Annotated in this window: 19 protein-coding genes and 1 tRNA gene; 15 read left to right on the top strand and 5 right to left on the bottom strand. The window is 67.2% G+C overall.

Annotation, left to right across the window (positions count from 1 at the left end; translation table 11 throughout):
• Nucleotides 1-25 precede the first annotated feature (25 nt).
• On the bottom strand, nt 26-1,039 hold the full coding sequence (locus tag BLA15945_RS33145) for a D-2-hydroxyacid dehydrogenase family protein (RefSeq protein WP_174994334.1): 1,014 nt from the start codon (nt 1,037-1,039) through the stop codon (nt 26-28).
• Between the two features lie 427 nt (nt 1,040-1,466).
• On the opposite strand from BLA15945_RS33145, the gene BLA15945_RS33140 reads away from it, so the two are divergent.
• The gene (locus BLA15945_RS33140) at nt 1,467-2,516 is read left to right on the top strand and encodes a LysR family transcriptional regulator (RefSeq protein WP_059232894.1); all 1,050 of its coding nucleotides are present in this window, start codon (nt 1,467-1,469) and stop codon (nt 2,514-2,516) included.
• Between the two features lie 131 nt (nt 2,517-2,647).
• On the opposite strand, the gene BLA15945_RS33135 is transcribed toward BLA15945_RS33140, so the two are convergent.
• The 3 genes from BLA15945_RS33135 to dprA all read right to left on the bottom strand — a co-directional run bounded on the left by BLA15945_RS33135 (nt 2,648) and on the right by dprA (nt 7,181).
• Nucleotides 2,648-5,245, bottom strand: coding sequence for a DNA topoisomerase III (locus BLA15945_RS33135; RefSeq protein ID WP_174994333.1), 2,598 nt, complete (start codon nt 5,243-5,245; stop codon nt 2,648-2,650).
• A 193-nt stretch (nt 5,246-5,438) separates the two neighbouring features.
• The gene (locus tag BLA15945_RS33130) at nt 5,439-5,819 is read right to left on the bottom strand and encodes a thioredoxin family protein (RefSeq protein ID WP_059232896.1); all 381 of its coding nucleotides are present in this window, start codon (nt 5,817-5,819) and stop codon (nt 5,439-5,441) included.
• Nucleotides 5,820-5,855: 36 nt separating this feature from the next.
• A complete protein-coding gene (gene dprA / locus BLA15945_RS33125; protein WP_233464350.1) occupies nt 5,856-7,181 on the bottom strand; it encodes a DNA-processing protein DprA in 1,326 nt (441 codons plus the stop codon).
• Between the two features lie 185 nt (nt 7,182-7,366).
• On the opposite strand from dprA, the gene def reads away from it, so the two are divergent.
• The 14 genes from def to BLA15945_RS33055 all read left to right on the top strand — a co-directional run bounded on the left by def (nt 7,367) and on the right by BLA15945_RS33055 (nt 20,178).
• Complete coding sequence (def, locus tag BLA15945_RS33120; protein WP_011353573.1) at nt 7,367-7,870, top strand: peptide deformylase; 504 nt, start codon at nt 7,367-7,369, stop codon at nt 7,868-7,870.
• A 34-nt stretch (nt 7,871-7,904) separates the two neighbouring features.
• Nucleotides 7,905-8,888 carry a methionyl-tRNA formyltransferase gene (gene fmt, locus BLA15945_RS33115; RefSeq protein WP_059232898.1) on the top strand — a complete coding sequence of 328 codons (984 nt, stop codon included), beginning with the start codon at nt 7,905-7,907 and terminating at the stop codon, nt 8,886-8,888.
• Between the two features lie 120 nt (nt 8,889-9,008).
• Nucleotides 9,009-9,650, top strand: coding sequence for a LysE family translocator (locus BLA15945_RS33110; RefSeq protein ID WP_174994331.1), 642 nt, complete (start codon nt 9,009-9,011; stop codon nt 9,648-9,650).
• A gap of 100 nt (nt 9,651-9,750) precedes the next feature.
• Entirely contained in the window at nt 9,751-10,608 is an 858-nt protein-coding gene (gene htpX, locus BLA15945_RS33105; RefSeq protein ID WP_059232900.1) for a zinc metalloprotease HtpX, read from the top strand.
• Between the two features lie 233 nt (nt 10,609-10,841).
• Nucleotides 10,842-12,233, top strand: coding sequence for a 16S rRNA (cytosine(967)-C(5))-methyltransferase RsmB (rsmB, locus tag BLA15945_RS33100; protein WP_174994330.1), 1,392 nt, complete (start codon nt 10,842-10,844; stop codon nt 12,231-12,233).
• The gene (locus BLA15945_RS33095; RefSeq protein ID WP_059232902.1) at nt 12,230-12,820 is read left to right on the top strand and encodes a DUF4390 domain-containing protein; all 591 of its coding nucleotides are present in this window, start codon (nt 12,230-12,232) and stop codon (nt 12,818-12,820) included. The genes rsmB and BLA15945_RS33095 overlap by 4 nt, the downstream gene beginning before the upstream one ends.
• Complete coding sequence (gene esaS / locus BLA15945_RS33090; RefSeq protein WP_059232903.1) at nt 12,810-15,224, top strand: sensor histidine kinase EsaS; 2,415 nt, start codon at nt 12,810-12,812, stop codon at nt 15,222-15,224. Before BLA15945_RS33095 ends, esaS begins: the two co-directional genes overlap by 11 nt.
• Nucleotides 15,225-15,926 carry a response regulator transcription factor EsaR gene (gene esaR / locus BLA15945_RS33085; RefSeq protein ID WP_059232904.1) on the top strand — a complete coding sequence of 234 codons (702 nt, stop codon included), beginning with the start codon at nt 15,225-15,227 and terminating at the stop codon, nt 15,924-15,926.
• 61 nt (nt 15,927-15,987) lie between these two features.
• Nucleotides 15,988-16,063, top strand: a tRNA-Phe gene (locus BLA15945_RS33080).
• Nucleotides 16,064-16,413: 350 nt separating this feature from the next.
• Nucleotides 16,414-17,148 carry a 7-cyano-7-deazaguanine synthase QueC gene (queC, locus tag BLA15945_RS33075; protein WP_059232905.1) on the top strand — a complete coding sequence of 245 codons (735 nt, stop codon included), beginning with the start codon at nt 16,414-16,416 and terminating at the stop codon, nt 17,146-17,148.
• A gap of 72 nt (nt 17,149-17,220) precedes the next feature.
• Nucleotides 17,221-17,853: a 7-carboxy-7-deazaguanine synthase gene (queE, locus tag BLA15945_RS33070; protein ID WP_021163976.1), complete on the top strand. Its 633-nt coding sequence runs from the start codon at nt 17,221-17,223 to the stop codon at nt 17,851-17,853.
• Between the two features lie 18 nt (nt 17,854-17,871).
• The gene (queD, locus tag BLA15945_RS33065; protein ID WP_059232906.1) at nt 17,872-18,324 is read left to right on the top strand and encodes a 6-carboxytetrahydropterin synthase QueD; all 453 of its coding nucleotides are present in this window, start codon (nt 17,872-17,874) and stop codon (nt 18,322-18,324) included.
• 319 nt (nt 18,325-18,643) lie between these two features.
• Nucleotides 18,644-19,429, top strand: coding sequence for an HpcH/HpaI aldolase family protein (locus BLA15945_RS33060; protein WP_174994329.1), 786 nt, complete (start codon nt 18,644-18,646; stop codon nt 19,427-19,429).
• The gene (locus tag BLA15945_RS33055) at nt 19,426-20,178 is read left to right on the top strand and encodes a tetratricopeptide repeat protein (RefSeq protein ID WP_059232908.1); all 753 of its coding nucleotides are present in this window, start codon (nt 19,426-19,428) and stop codon (nt 20,176-20,178) included. Before BLA15945_RS33060 ends, BLA15945_RS33055 begins: the two co-directional genes overlap by 4 nt.
• 81 nt (nt 20,179-20,259) lie before the next feature.
• Here BLA15945_RS33055 and rodA read toward each other — a convergent pair whose 3' ends face one another.
• A complete protein-coding gene (gene rodA, locus BLA15945_RS33050; protein WP_059232909.1) occupies nt 20,260-21,408 on the bottom strand; it encodes a rod shape-determining protein RodA in 1,149 nt (382 codons plus the stop codon).
• Nucleotides 21,409-21,578 lie beyond the last annotated feature (170 nt).

Genomic DNA, 21,578 nt, shown 5'->3' with positions numbered 1-21,578 from the left:
CGCGCAACGCGCGCAGCCCGTGCGATCAGCGCTTGCGGATCGGCGTCAGCGCTTCCGGGTTGGCGACGCTCGACATGTCGCCGTCGTCGAACGCGAGGATGTTGCGGAACGCCGCGCTGAAGTAAAGCTCGTAGCTTTCGCGTTCGACGTAGCCGATGTGCGGCGTGCAGATCACGTTTTCCATGCGCAGCAGGCTGTAGCCCTGCAGGATCGGCTCGCTCTCGAACACGTCGATCGCGACCATCCCCGGACGGTTGTGCGACAGCGCGTTGACGAGCGCGTTTTCCTCGAGCAGCTCGGCGCGGCTCGTGTTGACGAGCAGCGACGTCGGCTTCATCCGCATCAGGTCTTCCTGCTTCACGATCCCGCGCGTGTCGTCGTGCATGCGCAGGTGCAGCGACAGCACGTCGCTTTGCTCGAACAGCGCCTCGCGGCTCTCGGCGGCCGTGTAGCCGTCGGCGCGCGCGGCCTCGAGCGAATGCTCGCGGCCCCAGATCAGCACGTTCATCCCGAATGCCTTGCCGTAACCGGCGACGAGGCGGCCGATCTTGCCGTAGCCCCAGATGCCGAGCGTCTGGCCGCGCAGCACCTGGCCGAGGCCGAAGTTCGGCGGCATTGCCGACGTCTTCAGGCCCGACTGCTGCCACGCACCCTGCTTCAGGTTCGCAACGTATTGCGGAATGCGGCGCTGGGCGGCCATCACCAGCGCCCAGGTCAGCTCGGCGGGCGCGACCGGCGAACCGGAGCCCTCGAGCACCGCGATGCCGCGGTCGGTACAGGCTTCGAGATCGATGTGGCTCGACACGCGGCCGGTCTGGCTGATCATGCGCAGGTTCGGCAGCTTGGCGAGCAGTTGCGAGGAAATCGGGGTCCGTTCACGAATCAGCACGAGCGCCTCGACTTCCGCCAGACGGCTCGCGAGTTGTCCCAGGCCCCGCACCGTATTGTTGAAGACCTTTACGTCGTGGCCGGCGAGCATCTCGAAGCAGTTCAGCTTGCGGACGGCGTCCTGGTAGTCGTCGAGGATGGCAATTTTCATGGTGAACGGGGTGTCGCGCGTTGAAAGCGGCAGTGGCGGCGGCGCACGTCGCGCACCCGTCCCGCCCGGCCGGGGCCGACATGATGCTACGTTGGCCGCCCGGATGGTGTCTTTTTAACAGGTTGTTACGCTCCGCCGCAATTGGCGGGAGCCTGATCCGGCGCCGCTCGCGTGCTGGGTGGAAGGGTGCGCTGTTGTGTCGCATCAAACACGTCTTTCCTGATTCAGCTACTTACTCGACGAGGTTCACCCAATTGTTGCTCCAATCAGAATAATTGGATCATCTATCCGCAGAAGGCGAGGATTTTTGACTATTTTTATCGTCAACCGGCCCCTTGTTGAGCAACTCTGCATCATTTCCGCTGTCGTAGGAGAATTACGCATTTGCTTCATCTTTTTGAAGTTGTACTAGCGGCAGGAGTCGTTTATGGATCATTTGCAGTCGATGCGCGTGTTCGTCAAGGTTGCAGATCTCGGCAGTTTCGCGCGGGCCGCGAGCGCAATGGATATTTCCAACGCGGTCGCGACGCGCCACGTCGCGGACCTGGAAGGCCGGCTCGGCACGCGTTTGCTTAACCGCACCACGCGCAGCCTCTCCCTGACGGAGTCGGGTCAGGTCTATCTGGAGCGTGCCCGCCAGATCCTCGATGAGCTCGAGGATGTCGAGCAGATGGTCGTCGCACGCAATCACGAGCCGGTCGGCACGCTGCGCATCGTCGCGCCGGTCGTGTTCGGCCTGCATAACCTCGCGCCCGTGTTGCAGTCGTACACGGAGAATTTCCCGAAAGTGGTGCCGGATCTCACGCTGGTCGACCGCCAGGTCGATCTCGTCGAGGAAGGCTTCGACGTCGGCATCGTGGTCACGCGCCAGATGCGCAGCGCGAGCATCGTCACGCGGCGCCTGACCACCGGCTGCATGACCGTGTGCGCGACGCCGAGCTATCTGGAGAAGCACGGTGTGCCGACCCATCCGGAGCAGCTCGCCGAGCACCCGAGCCTGAGCCTGCCGACCGAATACTGGGGCGACGAGCGCGTGTTCACGGGGCCGGACGGCGAAGTGCGCGTGCGCCCGACCAACGTGATCGTCGCGAACAACACTGCGATGCTGCGTCAGTTCGCGTTGCTCGGGATGGGCGTGGCGATCCTGCCGAGCTACCTGATCGGCAGCGACATCGCGCGCGGCGCGCTCGTGCGGCTGCTGCCCGAGTTCCGGCTGCCGCAGGTCGAGATCAACATCGCTTACCCGAGCCGGCGCCATCTGCCGGCGAAGGTGCGCACGTTCATCGACCACCTCGTCGAGCATTTCAGCCACTCGACCGATGCGACGATGGGCGAGCAGTGGGCCGCGCAGAGTTCGGCGCTCGCGCCGATCGGCGTCGAGACGCGTGCGGAGCAGCCGGAAGCGGCCGACCCGAACCTGTCGCCGCGCCTGCCGCGTTCGCCGCGCACGCGCGTGGCGGTGCCGTCGCCGCTGTAACGGCGCGACGGCCGGGCGGCGGTTGCCGCCGGCACAAAAGAAAAAACGCGGATCGAGCGATCGATCCGCGTTTTTTTATTGGCTGCGTGACGGAGCCTGACGCGCCGGGGGCGCCCCGGCGCGTCGGGCCGTTACGAACCCGTCTTGCGCGCCGTCGTCTTGCGGGCGGCGGTCTTGCGGGCCGGTGCCGGCTTCTCTTCGGCGCCTTCCGTCACGGTTTCGGCATCCTTCGTCGCCGATTTTGCCGTCTTCTTCGCGGCGGCAGCCTTCGGCTCCTTCTTCTCGAACTCGAAGCCGATCTTGCCGTCCGGCTGCTTCACGAGGAATGCCTTGAAGTTGCGGCCGGTGCGCGACGACTTGAAGCCCGGCAGCAGGTCCGTGCGGCCGTCGGCCAGCAGCTTGCCCATCTGCTCGCGCGTGATTTCCTGCTGCAGGATCACCTTGCCCGAGCGGAAGTCGCAGGTCTTCGGATTCGCCACCGAGTGTTCGCACACGTAGCTCATCCCGTGCTCGAACACGCGGCCCTTGCACTTCGGGCACGCGCCGACCGGTTCCTGCGCGGAGAAGTCGGGCGCTTCGCCGTCCTCGCCGCCCTGGTCCTGGCCGAAATCGAACTCGAGCTTGTAGTTCTTCGTCTCGTCGTCGAAGGACAGCTTGAGGATCGCCGAGAACGGACGGCCCATCTTGCTGCGGAACCCGGACAGCGGCCCGATTTCCTTCTTCTGCAGCAGTTCCTCGACTTCCGGGATCTCGAACTGCCGGCTGCCCGGAATCTTCGAGATCGAGAACTCGCACTTCGTGCACGCGAAGCGGCGGTAGTTTTCCTTCACCTGGCCGCCGCAGTTCGGGCAGGGCGTCTCGAGCGTCGCGTAGTCGCCGGGGATCGTGTCGGAATCGTATTCCTTCGCGCGCTTGACGATCTGCTGCGTCATGCGGGCGATTTCCTGCATGAACGCTTCACGCCCGAGATTGCCGCGCTCCATCTGCGACAGTTTGTATTCCCATTCGCCGGTGAGCTCGGGCGCGGTGAGTTCCTTCACGCCGAGGCCGCGCAGCAGTGTCATCAGTTGGAATGCCTTCGCGGTCGGGATCAGTTCGCGGCCTTCGCGCAGCAGGTATTTCTCGCCGAGCAGGCCTTCGATGATCGCCGCGCGCGTCGCCGGCGTGCCGAGGCCCTTCGCGGCCATCGCTTCGCGCAGCTCGTCGTCCTCGACGAGCTTGCCCGCGCCTTCCATCGCCGACAGCAGCGTCGCTTCCGAGTAACGTGCGGGCGGCTTCGTCACGAGCGAGACGGCGGCGATTTCGTCCGTCTTCACCTTCTCGTCCTTCTGCACCGGCACGAGGTTCGCGTCCGCGCCTTCGGCGTCGCGGCCGTACACCTGCAGCCAGCCCGGCTCGACGAGCACCTTGCCTTCGGTCTTGAAGTGGTGGCCGGCGACTTCGGTGATCCGCGTCGTGACGCGGAATTCGGCCGCCGGGAAGAACACGGCGAGGAAGCGCTTCACGACCATGTCGTACAGCTTCTGCTCCGGCTCGGACAGCGACTTCGGCGCCTGCAGCGTCGGGATGATTGCAAAGTGGTCGCTGATCTTCGAGTTGTCGAAGATCCGCTTGTTCGGCTTCACCCAGCCCTTGTCGAGCACCTGCTTCGCATGCGGCAGATAGTTGTTGCTCTCCTTGAGCATCTCGAGCGTGGACTCGACCGTCGACAGGTAGTCTTCCGGCAGCGCGCGCGCATCGGTACGCGGGTAGGTCAGCACCTTGTGCTTCTCATACAGCGCCTGCGCGAGACCGAGCGTGTTCTTCGCCGAGAAGCCGAAACGGCTGTTCGCCTCGCGCTGCAGGCTCGTCAGGTCGAACAGCAGCGGCGACAGTTGCGTCGACGGCTTCGATTCCTCGGAGACCGTGCCGACCTGGTCGCGGCATGCGGCGACGATCGTTTCGGCAGCCGGCAGGCTCCACAGGCGGGAGTCGCGCTTTTCCGGATCGAATTCGTCGCGCTTGAATTTCGGGTCGTACCACTTGCCTTCGTAGAAGCCGCCCGCGCACGCGAATTCCGCCTTCACTTCCCAGTAGTCGCGCGGAATGAAACGGCGGATTTTCTCTTCGCGTTCGACGACGATCGACAACGTTGGCGTCTGAACGCGACCGACGGTCGTTAGGAAGAAGCCGCCGCCCTTGCTGTTGAACGCGGTCATTGCGCGGGTGCCGTTGATCCCGACGAGCCAGTCGGCTTCCGAGCGGCAGCGCGCGGCGTCGGCGAGCGGCTGCATGTCCGTGTCGCTGCGCAGGTTGGCGAAACCGTCGCGGATCGCCTGCGGCGTCATCGATTGCAGCCACAGGCGCTGGACCGGCTGCTTCGCCTTCGCGTGCTGCGCGATCAGGCGGAAAATCAGCTCGCCCTCGCGCCCCGCGTCACATGCGTTGATCAGGCGGTCGACGTCCTTGCGCTTCATCAGCTTCGTGAGCACCTTGAGGCGCGACTCGCTTTTTGCGATCGGGTTCAGGTCGAAATGCGGGGGGATGACGGGTAGATGCGCGAAGCTCCATTTCCCGCGCTTGACCTCGTACTCTTCCGGGGCGGCGATTTCCAGCAGGTGGCCGACAGCGGACGAAAGGACGAAATCGTCGCTCTCGTAATACTCGTCATGCTTGGTAAAGCCGCCCAAAGCGCGTGCGATGTCGTTCGCGACAGAAGGCTTTTCCGCAATGATCAGTGCTTTGGACATGACAGGTGTGTGTTGGTAGACCGGGTTCGCCGGTTGTGGGTCCCTTTTACGACCGCTTTATAGCACACGCCGAAGCGACGGCGGCTCAGCGTGTAAAAAGCGGCTCATCATAGAGGGGGGCTGCAACGGCGGCAAGCGCCCGCCGCGGCGGGACGCGCAAACATGCGCAAAACCGCCTGGCCGGCCCGCGAATTCAGGCTTCGACGATCAGGACGTCGCGCAATTTCGGTGCGTGCGGCACGCCGGGTACCGCGCTCAGGTCGGACAGCATCCGCTCGACGATCGCCGCGTGCGGCAGCACCGTGCCGAAGAAGCGTGCGGTGTTCGCATCCTCGATCAGGATCGTCGGGAAGTTCTCGACGTCGAGATCGTCGAGCCGGTCGGCATGCGTTTCGATGTCGATCCAGGCGAAGCAGGCGTCCGGATGCGCGTCGGCGAGCTGGTCGAAGGCCGTCCGGTAGTCGCGGCACGTGCCGCACCATTCGGCGCACAGGCAGGCGACGAGCAACGTACCGGGATCGGCGAGGCGCTCGGCGATCCGATCCGCATCGGTGTCGAGGTTCAGCGCGGGCATGGAATTCCTTGGATATCGTCGGCGGCGCGGCCGCCCCTATGCCGGGGAATGTAGCACGCCGCGCGCGGCCGGGGTGGGCGCGGCGTCAAGCCGCGCGAAGCGTCCACCGGCGACGCTCGCGACACGGCCGGCCAGTTCGAGTGCGAGCAGCGCGCGGTGCAGCACGTCGTCGGACAGGCCGCTGTGCTCGGCGAGCCATTCGTAGGTAACGGGGCCGTATCCCAACGCGGCCAGCACGGCTTGCTCGGACGGGCGATCCGGCGGCGGGGCCTCGATCCGGGCCGGAACGGCGGCGGCTACGGCTACGGCTATGGCGGAATCCGCTTGCGCGACGCCGGCAGTTTCGGGTTCGCGGATTTCGCCTGCGTCCGGACCCGGATTTCCGGCGCGCACCGCGCTGCCTGCTGCGCGTGCTGCCGGTTCCGCCGGCCCGTATTCCTCGAGCACATCGAGCGGTGTCGCAGTGAGCTTCGCACCGTCGCGGATCAGCGCGTGGCAGCCCTGAGCAAGCGGCGCGTGAATCGATCCCGGCATCGCGAACACATCGCGCCCCAGTTCGTTCGCGAGCCGAGCGGTGATCAACGAGCCGGAGCGCGGCGCGGCCTCGACGACGAGTGCGCCGATCGAGAGCGCGGCGATCAGCCGGTTGCGCTGCGGGAAGTGCGCGGCGCGGGCCGGCGTACCGAGCGGCCATTCGGACAGGATCGCGCCGTGCGCGGCGATCTCGTGGGCGAGCGCGCGGTGCCGCGCCGGGTAGACGAGATCGGCGCCCGTTGCGATCACCGCGACGGTGCCCGACCGGCCATCGAGCCCGCCGCGATGCGCGGCGCCGTCGATGCCGAGCGCGAGGCCGGAGATGATCGTGAGACCCGCGTCGGACAACGTGCGTGCGAAACGCGTTGCGTCGGCGAGCCCCTGCGGCGTCGCGTGGCGGCTGCCGACCACGGCGAGGCCGCGCGCATGTAGCAGGTCGAGCCGCCCCTTTACATATAGCAGGGGCGGCGGATCGTGCAGGTCGCGCAGCCGCGGCGGGTAGGCCGAATCGTTCAGCGCGACGAGCAGGTTGCCCGGCCCGTCGAGCCAGGCGAGTGCGGCGTCGGTGCGCGCGTCGAGATCGTCGCGCTCGCTCGCGCGCACGGCTTGCGCGGTGGCGGGGCTGCTCACGGCGGCGATGGCCTGGTCGGACGCGTGCAGCAGCGCCGCCGGCGAGCCGAATGCATCGAGCAGCGCCTGCAGTACGGCGGGCGTGAGGCCGGGTGCATGGGCGAGCTGCATCCATGCGCGCAGCGCGGAGTGCGTCAGCGCTTGCGGCGACATGAGGCTGCCCTCGAATGTGGCGGCCAGCGAAGCGCGTGGCGCCATGATAAAATTTTCATCATCCGAAATACTCGACAGGGCCGCGCGCACAAGCGCCCGGCCAATTGCAGGAGGCGCGATCCGCGGCATTGATACGCCGCGCATCCGCCTCATCTTCATTGCATCCCGGCGGCGGCACCAGCCGGCCGGATGGCCGATGCGGCACGCCGCTCCACCGAATACCGAACACCATGGCTTTGCTGAACATTCTTCATTACCCCGACAAGCGGCTGCACAAGGTCGCCAAGCCCGTCGACAAGGTCGACGACCGGATCCGCAAGCTCGTCGCCGACATGGCCGAGACCATGTACGCGGCGCCCGGCATCGGCCTTGCGGCTACGCAGGTCGACGTGCACGAGCGCGTGATCGTGATCGACGTCTCCGAGGAAAAGAACGAGCTGCGCGCGTTCATCAACCCCGAGATCGTGTGGTCGAGCGACGAGAAGCAGATCTATGAAGAGGGCTGCCTGTCGGTGCCCGGCATCTACGACGAAGTCGAGCGGCCGGACCACGTGCGCGTGCGCGCGCTCAACGAGCAGGGCGAAACCTTCGAGCTCGACTGCGAAGGCCTGCTCGCCGTATGCGTGCAGCACGAGATGGATCACCTGATGGGGCGCGTGTTCGTTGAATACCTGTCGCCGCTCAAGCAGACGCGCATCAAGACGAAGATGAAGAAACTCGAACGCGCGATGTAATGCGCGCTCACGCTGCCCGACCCCGAACGCTGTCATGACCCATACGTTGCGCGTGATTTTTGCCGGCACGCCGGAATTCGCCGCGGCTGCCCTTGCCGCGATCCACGAGGCCGGTTTCCCGGTGCCGCTCGTGCTCACCCAGCCCGATCGCCCTGCAGGGCGCGGGATGAAGCTGCAGGCGAGCGCCGTGAAGCGCTACGCCGTCGAGCACGGGATGCCCGTCGCGCAGCCGCCGTCGCTGCGCCGCGCGGGGAAGTACCCGGCCGAGGCGGCCGACGCGATCGAGCTGCTGCGCGCGACGCCGCACGACGTGATGGTGGTGGCCGCGTACGGCCTGCTGCTGCCGCAGGAAGTGCTCGACATCCCGCGCGCCGGCTGCATCAACATCCATGCCTCGCTGCTGCCGCGCTGGCGCGGCGCCGCGCCGATCCATCGTGCGATCGAGGCGGGTGACGCCGAGACGGGCGTCACGCTGATGCAGATGGACGTCGGCCTCGATACCGGCGCGATGATCGAGGAAGCCCGCCTCGCGATCGCGGCGGACGATACGACCGCGACGCTGCACGACCGTCTTGCCGCCGACGGCGCGCGGCTGATCGTCGACGCGCTCGTGCAGCTCGAGCGCAACGGCACGCTGCCGGCCACGCCGCAGCCGGCCGACGGCGTGACCTACGCGGAAAAGATCGGCAAGCATGAAGCGGCGCTCGACTGGCGCAAGCCGGCCGACGTGCTCGCGCGCCAGGTGCGTGCGTTCGATCCGTTCCCGGGCGGCGTCGCGACGCTCGACGGCGCGGCGATCAAGCTGTGGGCGGCCGAGCCCGTGGCGGCGCGCGGCGACGCGGCGCCCGGCACGATCGTCGAAGCTGCGCCGGAAGGCGTGGTCGTCGCATGCGGCAGCGGCGCGCTGCGCGTCACGCAGTTGCAGAAGCCGGGCGGCAAACGACTGCCCGCGCGCGAATTCCTGGCCGGCTCGCCGCTCGCCGCGGGCCAGCGTTTCACGCTGCCCGACGTGAACTGACACGGCCTGATCGCCATTCGACACGGTCTGCCGGCGCTGCGCAATTGGCCGGACGGCCGAGTCGCGCGGCGTGGCAGGCGCGCGTAGAATTTCCTTGCGCTCACCGGTTTCGAGGTTTTCATGTTCGGCATCACCCATTTCGGCTTCTTCGTGTTCGCGGTATTCCTGCTGAACATCACGCCCGGCCCCGACACGGCCTACATCGTCGGCCGCAGCGTCGCGCAGGGTCGCGGCGCGGGGCTGATGTCGGCATTCGGCATTTCGGCCGGCTGCTGCGTTCACGCCCTCGCCTGTGCATTCGGCCTGACCGCGCTGCTCGCGGCGTCGGCCACCGCGTTCACGGTGATCAAGCTGGTCGGCGCGGCCTACCTGATCTATCTCGGCGTGCGGATGATCATCGCGAAGCAGGCCGGCGCGCCGTCGGGCGCCGAAGCCGCGCAGGCCGCCCCCGCCAAGCCGTTGCGCCAGTTGTTCATGCAGGGCTTCTGGACCAACGTGCTGAACCCGAAGGTCGTGCTGTTCTTCGTGTCGTTCTTCCCGCAGTTCGTGTCGGCCGACAGCCCGCACAAGGCCTGGGCGTTCCTGACCCTCGGGGCGGTGTTCGTCGCGATGAGCACGGTCTGGACCAGCCTGGTCGCGTGGGTCGCGGGCAGCGTCACCGAGCGCTTTTCCGGCAAGCCGGGCGTCAGGAAGTGGCTCGACCGCACGGTCGGCAGCGCGTTCGTCGGCCTCGGGCTTCGTCTTGCGACATCGCAACGTTGAGATTGAATTTTTCCGGCAAGACCTTATCTAACAAATCGCTTACAATTTTCCGCTGCGCCCTCTGATGCGTGGCGGGTCCCCTGACGGATAAGGAGTGGGTATGTTCAATTGGGTCAAAACGGCGATGCTGATGGCCGCGATCACGGCCCTGTTCATCGTGATCGGCGGCATGATCGGCGGCTCGCGCGGCATGACGATCGCGCTGCTGTTCGCGCTCGGCATGAATTTCTTCTCGTACTGGTTCTCGGACAAGATGGTGCTGCGCATGTACAACGCGCAGGAAGTCGACGAGAACACGGCGCCGCAGTTCTACCGGATGGTGCGCGAGCTGGCCACGCGCGCGAACCTGCCGATGCCGCGCGTCTACCTGATCAACGAGGACGCGCCGAACGCGTTCGCAACGGGCCGCAACCCCGAGCACGCGGCGGTCGCCGCGACGACGGGCATCCTGCGCGTGCTGTCGGAGCGCGAGATGCGCGGCGTGATGGCGCACGAGCTCGCGCACGTGAAGCACCGCGACATCCTGATCTCGACGATCACCGCGACGATGGCGGGCGCGATCTCGGCGATCGCAAACTTCGCGATGTTCTTCGGCGGGCGCGACGAGAACGGCCGGCCGGCCAATCCGATCGCGGGTATCGCGGTCGCGCTGCTCGCGCCGATCGCCGGCGCGCTGATCCAGATGGCGATTTCGCGCGCACGCGAGTTCGAGGCCGACCGCGGCGGCGCGCAGATTTCCGGCGATCCGCAGTCGCTCGCGACCGCGCTCGACAAGATCCATCGCTATGCGGCGGGTATCCCGTTCCAGGCGGCCGAGGCCCATCCGGCCACCGCGCAGATGATGATCATGAACCCGCTGCACGGCGGCGGCTTGCAGAACCTGTTCTCGACGCACCCGGCGACCGAGGAGCGCATTGCGCGCCTGATGGAGATGGCGCGTACCGGTCGCTTCGACTAAACCTCGGCTCCCCGCGCGGCTGTTGCCGCGCGGGGAGCCGTCATGCCACCCCGCACGCTTCGCGCTGCGGGGTGTTTCATTTGTGCGTGCCGTAAAGGGGCCAAAGGGGCCGCGTGGTCGCACGCTACAATGCGCGGTTTGGGATCGCGAGGCTTCGCGGCCGCCGCGATCCTGCCGTTTGCCGCATTTTTTGCTGCACGTTTTTGCCGCGCCTGATTGCCGATTCCGTACCGATGACACGAACCCGTTCTTCCGCTCCGTCCTCTTCCGGCCGCCCGGCGCGTCTGGCCGCGCTGCATCTGGCGCCCGAATCGCTCGGCTTCGCGCTCGACGCGGCCGCGCAGGCGGTCGATGCGGTACGGCGCGGCACCGCATTGCCGGCGGCACTGTCGGCGGTGTTCGCGCAGATGCCGTCCGGTGCGCAGGCGCTCGCGCGCGGCGCGACGCAGGACGTCGCCTACCGGACGATGCGCCGCCTCGGCAGCGCGGACTGGCTGATCGGCAAACTCGTCAGCAAGGCGCCGCCTGCGCACGTGCATGCGGTGCTCGCCGGCGCGCTCGCGCTGCTGCTCGATCCGGCGGACGATGCCGCGTATCCGGCGTTCACGGTGGTCGACCAGGCCGTGACCGTGATCGGCGCGCGGCGTGAATGCGCGTTCGCGAAGGGCATGGTCAACGCGGTGCTGCGTCGTTTCCTGCGCGAGCGCGACACGCTCGTCGCGGCGATGCAGGACGATCCGGTTGCGCGCTGGAATTACCGCGCATGGTGGGTCGATGCGGTGAAGCGCGCATGGCCCGATGCATGGCAGGCAATCCTCGCGGCCGGCGAACGCCAGGGGCCTTTGACGCTGCGCGTGAATGCGCGCCGCGCGAGCGTCGATGCGTATCTCGACACGCTGCGCGCGAGCGGCATCGAGGCGACCGCGATCGGCCGGCATGCGGTGCGGCTCGCGTCGGCGCTGCCGGTCGATCGCATCCCGGGATTCGCCGATGGCGTGGTGTCGGTGCAGGACGCCGGCGCGCAGCTCGCGGCCGAATGGCTCGGCGCGCGTGACGGCATGCGCGTGCTCGACGCGTGCGCGGCACCCGGCGGCAAGACGGGCCACATTCTGGAGCTGGCCGGTGCGGAAGTCGTGGCGCTCGAAAGCGACGCGGCGCGCGCGGCACGCATCGGCGAGAACCTCGTGCGCCTGTCGCTCGACGCCGACGTGCGCGTCGGCGACGCGGGCGCGCCCGACGCGTGGTACGACGGGCGGCCGTTCGACCGCATTCTGGCCGACGTGCCGTGCTCGGCGTCCGGCATCGTGCGGCGGCACCCCGACATCCGCTGGCTGCGCCGCGAGGCCGACATCCCGGCGCTCGTCGCGGAGCAGCGCCGCATCCTGTCGGCGCTGTGGCCGCTCGTGAAGCCGGGCGGCGAACTGCTTTACGTGACCTGTTCGATCTTCCCCGAGGAAGGCGAATGGCAGGCGCGCTGGTTTGAAGCGGCCTGTGAAGATGCGGTACGATTGGACGCCCCCGGCCAGCTGCTGCCGGGCGGCGTGCAGGGACGGGCGGCCGCCGGCGCACTCGACCAGAACATCGATCACGACGGATTTTTCTACGCGCGGTTTCAGAAACGGTGACGATCAAACACCTTTTTCCATTTCGGCTCGCGGCCGTCTTGCTGGTCGCGTTGATGCTATGCCTGGCCGTCGTCCGGCCGGCGCATGCCGAATCGATCGCCGTACAGCGCGCGTCGCTCCAGTCCGACGGAAGCGGCTGGAGCCTCGACGCGCGTTTCGACTTCGAGCTGAATCCGAACCTCGAGGATGCCGTCAACAAGGGCATCCCGCTTTACTTCACGACCGACTTCGAACTGAGCCGCGCGCGCTGGTACTGGTTCGACGAGCAGCCGGTGGCGGTGACGCAGACGATCCGCCTGTCGTTCCAGCCGCTCACGCGCGAGTACCGCGTGTCGACGGGCGGCCTGCAACTCGGCTTCCCGTCGCTGAAGGATGCGCTCGCGGTCGTGCGGCACATCACGTCGTGGCACGTGATCGACCGCAACCAGGTGCGCCTGGGTGAAACCTACACGGCGTCGGTGCGGATGCAGCTCGATACGGCGCTGATGCCGAAGCCGTTCCAGGTCGATGCCGTGAACAACCGCGACTGGACGCTCGGGTCGGACTGGAAGCGCTTCAACTTCACGGTGACCGAACGTGCTAAATAAAGTGCGCCGCGCGGCCAGCGGGAAGAGCCTCCTCGTTCGCGTGATCGTCTCGACCGTCGCGCTCACCGCGCTGCTGCTGCTCGTGCTGCTCGCGGCCGCGAGCGCGAACACCGAATTCTTCGACCGCTACTACTCGTGGCTGTACGCGATGAACATCATCGTCGCGCTGGTGTTCCTGCTCGTGGTGCTCGGGCTGATCGGGATGATCATCGTGCGCCTGAGGAAGGGCAAATTCGGCACGCGGCTGCTCGCGAAGCTCGCGGTGTTCTTTGCGCTCGTCGGCGTGGTGCCGGGCGGGATCATCTACGTGGTGTCGTACCAGTTCGTGTCGCGCAGTATCGAGTCGTGGTTCGACGTGAACGTCGAGACCGCGCTGACGGCCGGCCTGAACCTCGGCCGCGGGATGCTCGATGCGTCGCTGTCCGATCTGCAGACGAAGGCGCGGCTGATGTCCGACCAGCTCGCGAGCGTCGACGCGAACACGAACGGCACGACGCTCACGCTGCTGCGTCTGCGAGACCAGTTCGGCGTGCAGGATGCGACGATCGTCGAGCCGAGCCGCGGCGGCTCGGGCGCGGCGCCCGACCTGCACATCGTCGCGCAGGCGTCGGGTAATTTCGCGGCGCTGATCCCGGACGACCTGCCGACGTCGCTGATGCTGAGCCAGGCGCGCGAACACGGCGCCTATGCGGCGATCGAAGGCGAAGTCGACGGTGACCCGCGCACGCACGGCGCGAAGGGCGCGCTGCGGCTGCGCGTCGTGCGGCCGATCCCCGATGCGACGACGTCGCTGCTGCAGCCGGCGGAGCGCTTCCTGCAGCTCACGCAACCGGTGCCCCCGACGCTCGCGCACAACGCGGATGCCGTGCAGCGCGCGTATCGCGAGTACCAGGAAAAGTCGCTCGGCCGCACGGGGCTGCGCAAGATGTACATCGGTACGCTGACGCTCGCGCTGTTCCTCGCGACCTTCATCGCGATGATGCTCGCGCTCGCGCTCGGCCAGCAGCTCGCCCGGCCGCTGTTCCTGCTCGCGCAGGGCACGAAGGAGGTCGCGGAAGGCGACTACACGCCGAAGCGCGAGATCAAGACGCGCGACGAGCTCGGCTTCCTCACGCAGTCGTTCAACGCGATGACGCGCCAGTTGTCCGAGGCGCGGCTCGCGGTCGAGAAGAACCGTATCGCGCTCGAGCATTCGAAGACGTATCTCGAGAGCATCCTCGCGAACCTGACGGCCGGCGTGTTCGTGCTCGACCGCCAGTTCCGGCTGACGACGGCCAATCGCGGCGCCGAGCGGATCTTCCGGCAGCCGTTCAACGCGCTGATCGGCACGACGCTCGACCGGATCGGCGTGGCCGCCGGGTTCGGCGCGATGGTGCGCAAGGCGTTCGCCGATCGCGAGGCGGCATCCGACGGCGGCAGCGGCGATCGCGGCCACTGGCAGCAGCAGTTCGCGATCGAGATGCCGGGCGAAACCGAACCGCTGACGCTGCTCGTGCGTGGCGCGCGCCTCGTGTCGACGGTCGAGGGGCAGGCCGACGATCCGCAGACGTCCGGCTATGTCGTCGTGTTCGACGACATCTCCGACGTGATTTCCGCGCAGCGTTCGGTCGCGTGGGGCGAGGTCGCGCGGCGGCTCGCGCACGAGATCAAGAATCCGCTGACGCCGATCCAGCTGTCGGCCGAGCGGCTGCAGATGAAGCTGTCCGACAAGCTCGCACCGCCTGATGCGGATGTGCTCAAGCGCGGCGCGACGATGATCGTGAACCAGGTGGCGGCGATGAAGCGGATGGTCGACGATTTCCGCGAATACGCGCGCACGCCGCCGGCGGTGCTCGCGAACCTGCAGCTGAACGAACTGGCGAGCGAGGTGCTCGGGCTGTATGGTGTCGGCGAAGGCAAGAGCCCGATCGTCGCCGAGCTCGCGCCGTCGTTGCCGGTGATTCGCGGTGACGCGACGCAACTGCGCCAGGTGATTCACAACCTGCTGCAGAATGCGCAGGATTCGGTCGCGGAGTCTGCGCATCCGCGTGTGTTGATCGAAACCAAGACAGTAGAATATGGCGATCCCGACGCCGAGGGCAAAACGCGCGTCGCGGTACGTCTGACCGTGTCCGACAACGGGCCCGGTTTTCCGGCACGCATCCTGACCCGCGCGTTCGAGCCTTACGTGACGACGAAGGCGAAGGGCACGGGGCTCGGGCTGGCCACGGTCAAGAAAATCGTCGACGAGCACGGTGCGCGGATCGATCTGCGCAACCGCATGCACGGCGAGACCGTCGAGGGTGCGCAGGTGTCGATCCTGTTCCTGCAGATGGCGAGCGATACGCCAGGCACCGAACCGGGTGCGCAGGACGGGACGACCCCCGCCAAGACAAAAGCAAGTGAGCAGACAAAGGCAGCGTAAATGGCAACCATCCTGGTGGTAGATGATGAAATGGGCATCCGGGAATTGCTCTCGGAGATCCTCAGCGATGAAGGACATGTCGTCGAGGCGGCGGAGAACGCGCAGGCCGCGCGGGAATACCGGCTGAAGCAGGCGCCCGATCTCGTGCTGCTCGATATCTGGATGCCCGATACCGACGGCGTCACGTTGCTCAAGGAATGGGCGGCGCAGGGGCTGCTGACGATGCCCGTGATCATGATGTCCGGGCACGCGACGATCGATACGGCCGTCGAGGCGACGAAGATCGGTGCGCTCGATTTCCTCGAGAAACCGATCGCATTGCAGAAGCTGTTGAAGTCCGTCGAGCATGGTCTTGCCCGCGGGGCGGCGCCGGTGTCGGCGAATGCGGCGGCGAAGGCCGGCGCCGGGCAGGCCGCAGGGCCCGCGGCGGTCGCGTCCGCGGCTGCGCTGCCGACGCTCGGCGACGACATGGTGTCGGCCCTCGGCCTTGCGGGCCAGACGGCCGCGATCCCGTTCGACATCCCGTTGCGCGAAGCGCGCGATGCGTTCGAGCGCGCGTACTTCGAATATCACCTCGCGCGCGAGAACGGCAGCATGACGCGCGTCGCGGAGAAGACGGGCCTCGAGCGCACGCACCTGTATCGCAAGCTCAAACAGCTCGGCGTGGAGCTCGGCAAGAAGCCGGCCGAAGGCGCGCTATAAAATATTTTGCGAAAGCACTTGCTCAAGTGAAGAAGGGTCGCTATACTTTCTCTTCTTCGTTGGCCCGGTAGCTCAGTTGGTAGAGCAGCGGATTGAAAATCCGCGTGTCGATGGTTCGATTCCGTCCCAGGCCACCAGCATTTAAAACCCCAAGAATCGGAAGGTTCTTGGGGTTTTTCGTTTGTGGTGGGTATGGCGTGTCGTTGGCGGCGTGGCCGGCAGCATTTGCCGGGGCATGATAAAATCCGTGCCCGCTCAATGACTTAGCGCATCGCTTCATGCGCACGGCAGGCCGCGTGTCTCGCGCCGCCGTGACGCGCGGCAACGATGCCGCGCGATGGGCGGTATAAGCGCGCCGCCGCGTTCGCGGCCAATCGCGCTGCCTATACTGGTCGAGCCGGCGCAGGCCGGCCGCGTCGGGCCGCCCGGCGGCAGCCGGCCTTGGGGCGCAGCGCGACGCGAGCCTACACATTCACGGAGTATCACGGTGATTCGGACAGACGCTAAAGACGGCGCGCTCGTGTTGTTTTCCGGCGGGCAGGACTCGGCCACGTGCGTGGCATGGGCGCTCGAACGCTACCAGACGGTCGAGACGCTCGGCTTCGACTACGGCCAGCGCCATCGCGTCGAGCTCGAATGTCGCGAAGGCGTGCGCGAAGCGCTGAAGCGCGATTTTTCCGCCTGGTCGGACCGGCTCGGCGACGATCACATGATCGACCTGTCGGTGCTCGGTGCGATCAGCGATACCGCGATGACGCGCACGATCGAGATCGAGACAACGGCGAACGGCCTGCCGAACACGTTCGTGCCGGGCCGCAACCTGATGTTCATGACGATCGCCGCGGCGATCGCCTATCGCCGCGGGTTGCGCGTGCTGGTCGGCGGGATGTGCGAGACCGATTTCTCGGGCTATCCCGACTGCCGCGACGACACGATGAAGGCGCTGCAGGTCGCGCTGAACCTCGGCATGGACACGCGCATCGTGCTCGAGACGCCGCTGATGTGGCTCGACAAGGCGCAGACGTGGCAGCTCGCCGAACAGCTCGGTGGCGAGGCGCTCGTCGAACTGATCCGCGTCGAGACGCACACGTGCTACGTGGGCGAGCGCGCGGAACTGCACGACTGGGGTTTCGGCTGCGGCGAATGCCCGGCCTGCAAGCTGCGCAAGCGCGGCTACGAGGCTTACCTGAAGGGCGAGCGGGTGACCGAGGCGCCGCTGTGAGCAGGTGCCGGCAGTGCCGGCTGGATAACGGATTCTGATCGACAACGAGCGGCGCGAGCCGGACGAAGCACGATGACTTACGCGGTCAAGGAAATTTTCTACACGTTGCAGGGCGAAGGCGCGAATGCGGGCCGGCCGGCCGTGTTCTGCCGGTTCGCCGGCTGCAACCTGTGGTCGGGCCGCGAAGAGGATCGTGCGGAGGCCGTGTGCCGCTTTTGCGATACCGATTTCGTCGGCACCGACGGCGAGAACGGTGGCAAGTTCAAGGACGCCGAAGCACTCGTCGCGACGATCGCCGGCCTGTGGCCGGAGGGCGAAGCGCACCGCTTCGTCGTCTGCACGGGCGGCGAGCCGATGCTGCAACTCGACCAGCCGCTCGTCGACGCGCTGCACGCGGCCGGCTTCGAGATCGCGATCGAGACCAACGGCTCGCTGCCGGTGCTCGAATCGATCGACTGGATCTGCGTGAGCCCGAAGGCCGACGCGCCGCTCGTCGTCACGAAAGGCAACGAACTGAAGGTCGTGATCCCGCAGGACAACCAGCGGCTGGCCGACTACGCGAAGCTCGACTTCGAGTACTTCCTGGTCCAGCCGATGGACGGCCCGTCGCGCGATCTCAATACGAAGCTCGCGATCGACTGGTGCAAGCGTCATCCGCAGTGGCGGCTGTCGATGCAGACCCACAAATATCTGAACATTCCCTGAGCCACGGCTTTTGACATCGTGCTGATTACCCGAAAACTCGAATTCGACGCGGGCCACCGCATCCCCGATCACCGCAGCCAGTGCAGGAACCTGCACGGCCATCGCTACGTGCTCGAAATCACGCTGCGCGGCGATCTCGTCGATACCGAAGGGGCGCCCGACCGCGGCATGGTGATGGATTTCGCCGACGTGAAGGCGCTCGCGGTCGAGCACCTCGTCAGCAAGTGGGACCACGCGTTCCTGGTCTACGCGCGCGACGACGTCGTACGCTCGTTCCTCGAACAGATGGCCGACCACAAGACCGTCGTGATCGACCGGATCCCGACCGTCGAGAACCTTGCCGCGCTCGCGTTCGACCTTCTCGCGAACGTGTACGACGCGCACTACGGCGTGAACCTGCGCCTCGAACGCGTGCGTTTGTACGAAACGCCGAACTGTTGGGCCGACGTCGAGCGCCAGCCCGGCCGCTGATCCCGCCTTCCCGGCAGCCCCCGCCATCCGGCGTGGGCTGCCCGTCACTGTGCCGTGCCGGCCCCGTCCCGCGTCGGCAACGCTTCCCTGGCTGTTCCCGCATTCCGCGCAACGCCGCGCTATGATCGTTGAGTGGCACCGGAAAATGCTTCCGCGCGCCGTTGTACGCCATGCGCTGTCAGATCGGCTGCCCGTCGCCGACTAACGTTCCAGGGTGCGATCCGGTGCAGCCGCCGTGCTGCGCTGCACGACGTGTCGCATTCCGCTTGGCCAGTTGCTTGTCCCGTTCGATTGCCGTTCCGTCCAGGAGGCCGTATCGATGAGCACGCTCACCAATTCCCTCAAACAACGCCTGCGTGACGGCGACGATCCGCTGTACGGCCTGTGGCTGTCGCTCGGCAGCGAATCGGCTGCGGAAGCGCTGGCGCATGCCGGTTACGACTGGCTCTGCGTCGACATGGAGCACGCGCCGAACGACAGCCGCGACGTGGCCTCGCAGCTGCGCGCGATTGCTGCTGCGCACCTGCCGAGCGAACCCGTCGTGCGCGTGCCGGCGCGCGAGCCGTGGCTCGTGAAGCGCGCGCTCGACGCCGGCGCGCGCACGCTGATGTTTCCGTCGATCGAGACGCCCGACGAAGCCGCGCATGCGGTGCGGCTCACGCGCTATCCGTCGCCCGATTCGCCGGACGGGCTGCGCGGCGTCGCGGGCATGGTGCGTGCGGCGGCGTTCGGCATGCGCCGCGATTACGTGCAGACGGCGAATGCGCAGGTCGCGGTGGTCGTGCAGATCGAATCGGCGCGCGGCGTCGACGAAGTCGAGCGGATCGCGGCGACGCCCGGCGTCGACTGCCTGTTCATCGGCCCGGCCGATCTCGCGGCAAGCCTCGGGCATCTCGGCGACATCCGCCACCCGGACGTCGAAACCGCGATGGCGCGCGTGCTCGCAGCCGGCCGACAGGCGGGCGTCTCGGTCGGTATTTTCGCGGGCGATACGGCAGCCGCGCGCCAGTACCGCGAGGCCGGTTACCGGATGATCACGGTGTCGGCCGACGTGAGCTGGCTGCTGCGCGCGACGCGGCAGGCGCTGCAGGAGGTACGGTCATGAACGGCGGCGACGGTGCGTGCCGCGGGCGCGCGCAGATCGGTATGGTGTTCGGCCTGTGGGCCGTGTGTGTCGCGGCCATCGCGCAGGGTGCGCCGCAAGCGAAGCCCGATCCGTCGCACGAGACGCAATCGGCGGTCGCCGACTACAACGCCGGCGACTTTCGCGCGGCGCTGGTGCAGTTCCACGACGCGGCCGAGCGCGGCGATCGTCTCGCGCAATTCAACTACGCGATGATGCTGCTGACGGGCGAAGGCGTGACCGCGAACGTCGACGAAGGGCTGCGCTGGCTGAAGCGCGCGGCCGACGCGAACATGTCGCATGCGCAGTACGTGTACGGCCGGATGTTCGACGACGGCGAGTTCGTCGCGCGCAATCCGGCCGAAGCGCATCGCTGGTTCTTGCGGGCGGCGAAGCAGGGGCACGTGCAGGCCGAGCTGTCGCTCGCGAACCAGTTCCTCGACGGGCGCGGTACGCCGCGCGACAACCGGCAGGCGTTCGCGTGGTACAAGCAGGCCGCCGACGCGGGCGAGCCGACCGCGCAGTACGTGACCGCGTCGTTTTACGAGCGCGGCGGCGACGGCGTCGCGCAGAACCTGAACATCGCGCGCGCGTATTACGCGGCGGCGGCCGCACAGGGCGACGAGACGGCCGGGCTGAAGTTCAAGGAGCTGAGCGCGCGGCTGAAGGCGCAGGAGCCGGCAACGGGCGGCGGAGCGGAACAAGGCGGGCCGCACGCGCCACCGCAGTAAGCGGCCGCGTCCGGCCTTCTGGCCCATGAAAAACGGCGCCAGGGGGCGCCGTTTTCTTTGGCTGCGGTGCAGGCCGCGCGGTCAGCTCTTCATTAACCGCCGCTGCCGCCCGACGCTCATGATCATCCCGATCGCGATGCCGAGCGTCGTAAGCGCGGTGCCGCCGTAACTCATGAACGGCAACGGCACGCCGACGACCGGCAGCACGCCGCTCACCATCCCGATGTTGACGAACGCATAGACGAAGAACGCGAGCGTGAGCGAGCCCGCGAGCAGGCGCCCGAACAGCGTCGCGCCCTGCGCGGCGATGTAGAGCCCGCGCGCGATCAGCGCCATGTACAGCGTCAGCAGCACGAGCCCGCCGGCGAGCCCCCATTCCTCCGAGAACACCGCGAAGATGAAGTCGGTGTGCTTCTCCGGAATGAATTCGAGGTGAGCCTGCGTGCCTTTCAGGTAGCCCTTGCCGAGCACGCCGCCCGAGCCGATCGCGATCACGGCCTGGATCGTGTGGAAGCCCTTGCCGAGCGGATCGGAAGTCGGGTCGAGCAGCGTACACACGCGGTGCTTCTGGTAGTCGTGCATCAGCGGCCACTGCACTTCGGGCTGGCAGATGCGTTCCTCGAACACGGCGATCGAGCCGACCGCGATCACGCCGGCGACGAGCACCGGCACGATCAGCTTGAACGACAGGCCGGCGAGGTAGATCACGAAGAAGCCGGCCGCGAACACGAGCAGGCCCGTGCCGAGGTCGGGCTGCTTCGCGATCAGCCCGACCGGCACCAGCAGGATTCCGAACGCGGCAATGAAGTCGTACCAGCGCAGCCCGCCTTCGCGGCGCTGGTAGTACCACGCGAGCATCAGCGGTGTCGCGATCTTGAGGATTTCCGACGGCTGGATCACGACGCCGACGTTCAGCCAGCGCTTCGCGCCCTTCTTGGTCATCCCGAACAGCGCGACGGCTATCAGCAACGCGACCCCGAACGTATAGAGCGGGACCGCGAAGCGCATCAGCGTGGTCGGCGGGATGTTGGCGATCACCCACATCAGCACGAACGTCAGCAGGATGTTGCGCAACTGGTCCTCGACGCGGCCGGGCATGTCGATCGCCGCGCTGTACAGCGTGACGATGCCGACGCACAGCAGCAGGAACACGATGAGGGCGAGCGGGCGGTCGAAGCCCGCGAACATCTGCTTGATCTTGTCGAGCCAGGCGCGCTTGTCGAATTGCATGCCTTTCTCCGTTAATGAGCGGTGCCGGCGTCCGCCGCCTTCGCGGGGGCCGTCGCACGGTGGTTGTCGTCCCGCGGCGTGGCGACGAGCGGCTGCGCGTCGCTGGCGGGCCGGCGCGGCCGGTGCGGGCGCCGGATCGGCGGCAGGCTCGCGGCCATCGGCGCCGCGGC

This window comes from Burkholderia arboris (genome assembly GCF_902499125.1).
Classification (GTDB): domain Bacteria; phylum Pseudomonadota; class Gammaproteobacteria; order Burkholderiales; family Burkholderiaceae; genus Burkholderia; species Burkholderia arboris.
This window is presented reverse-complemented; position numbering and strand designations above follow the sequence as displayed.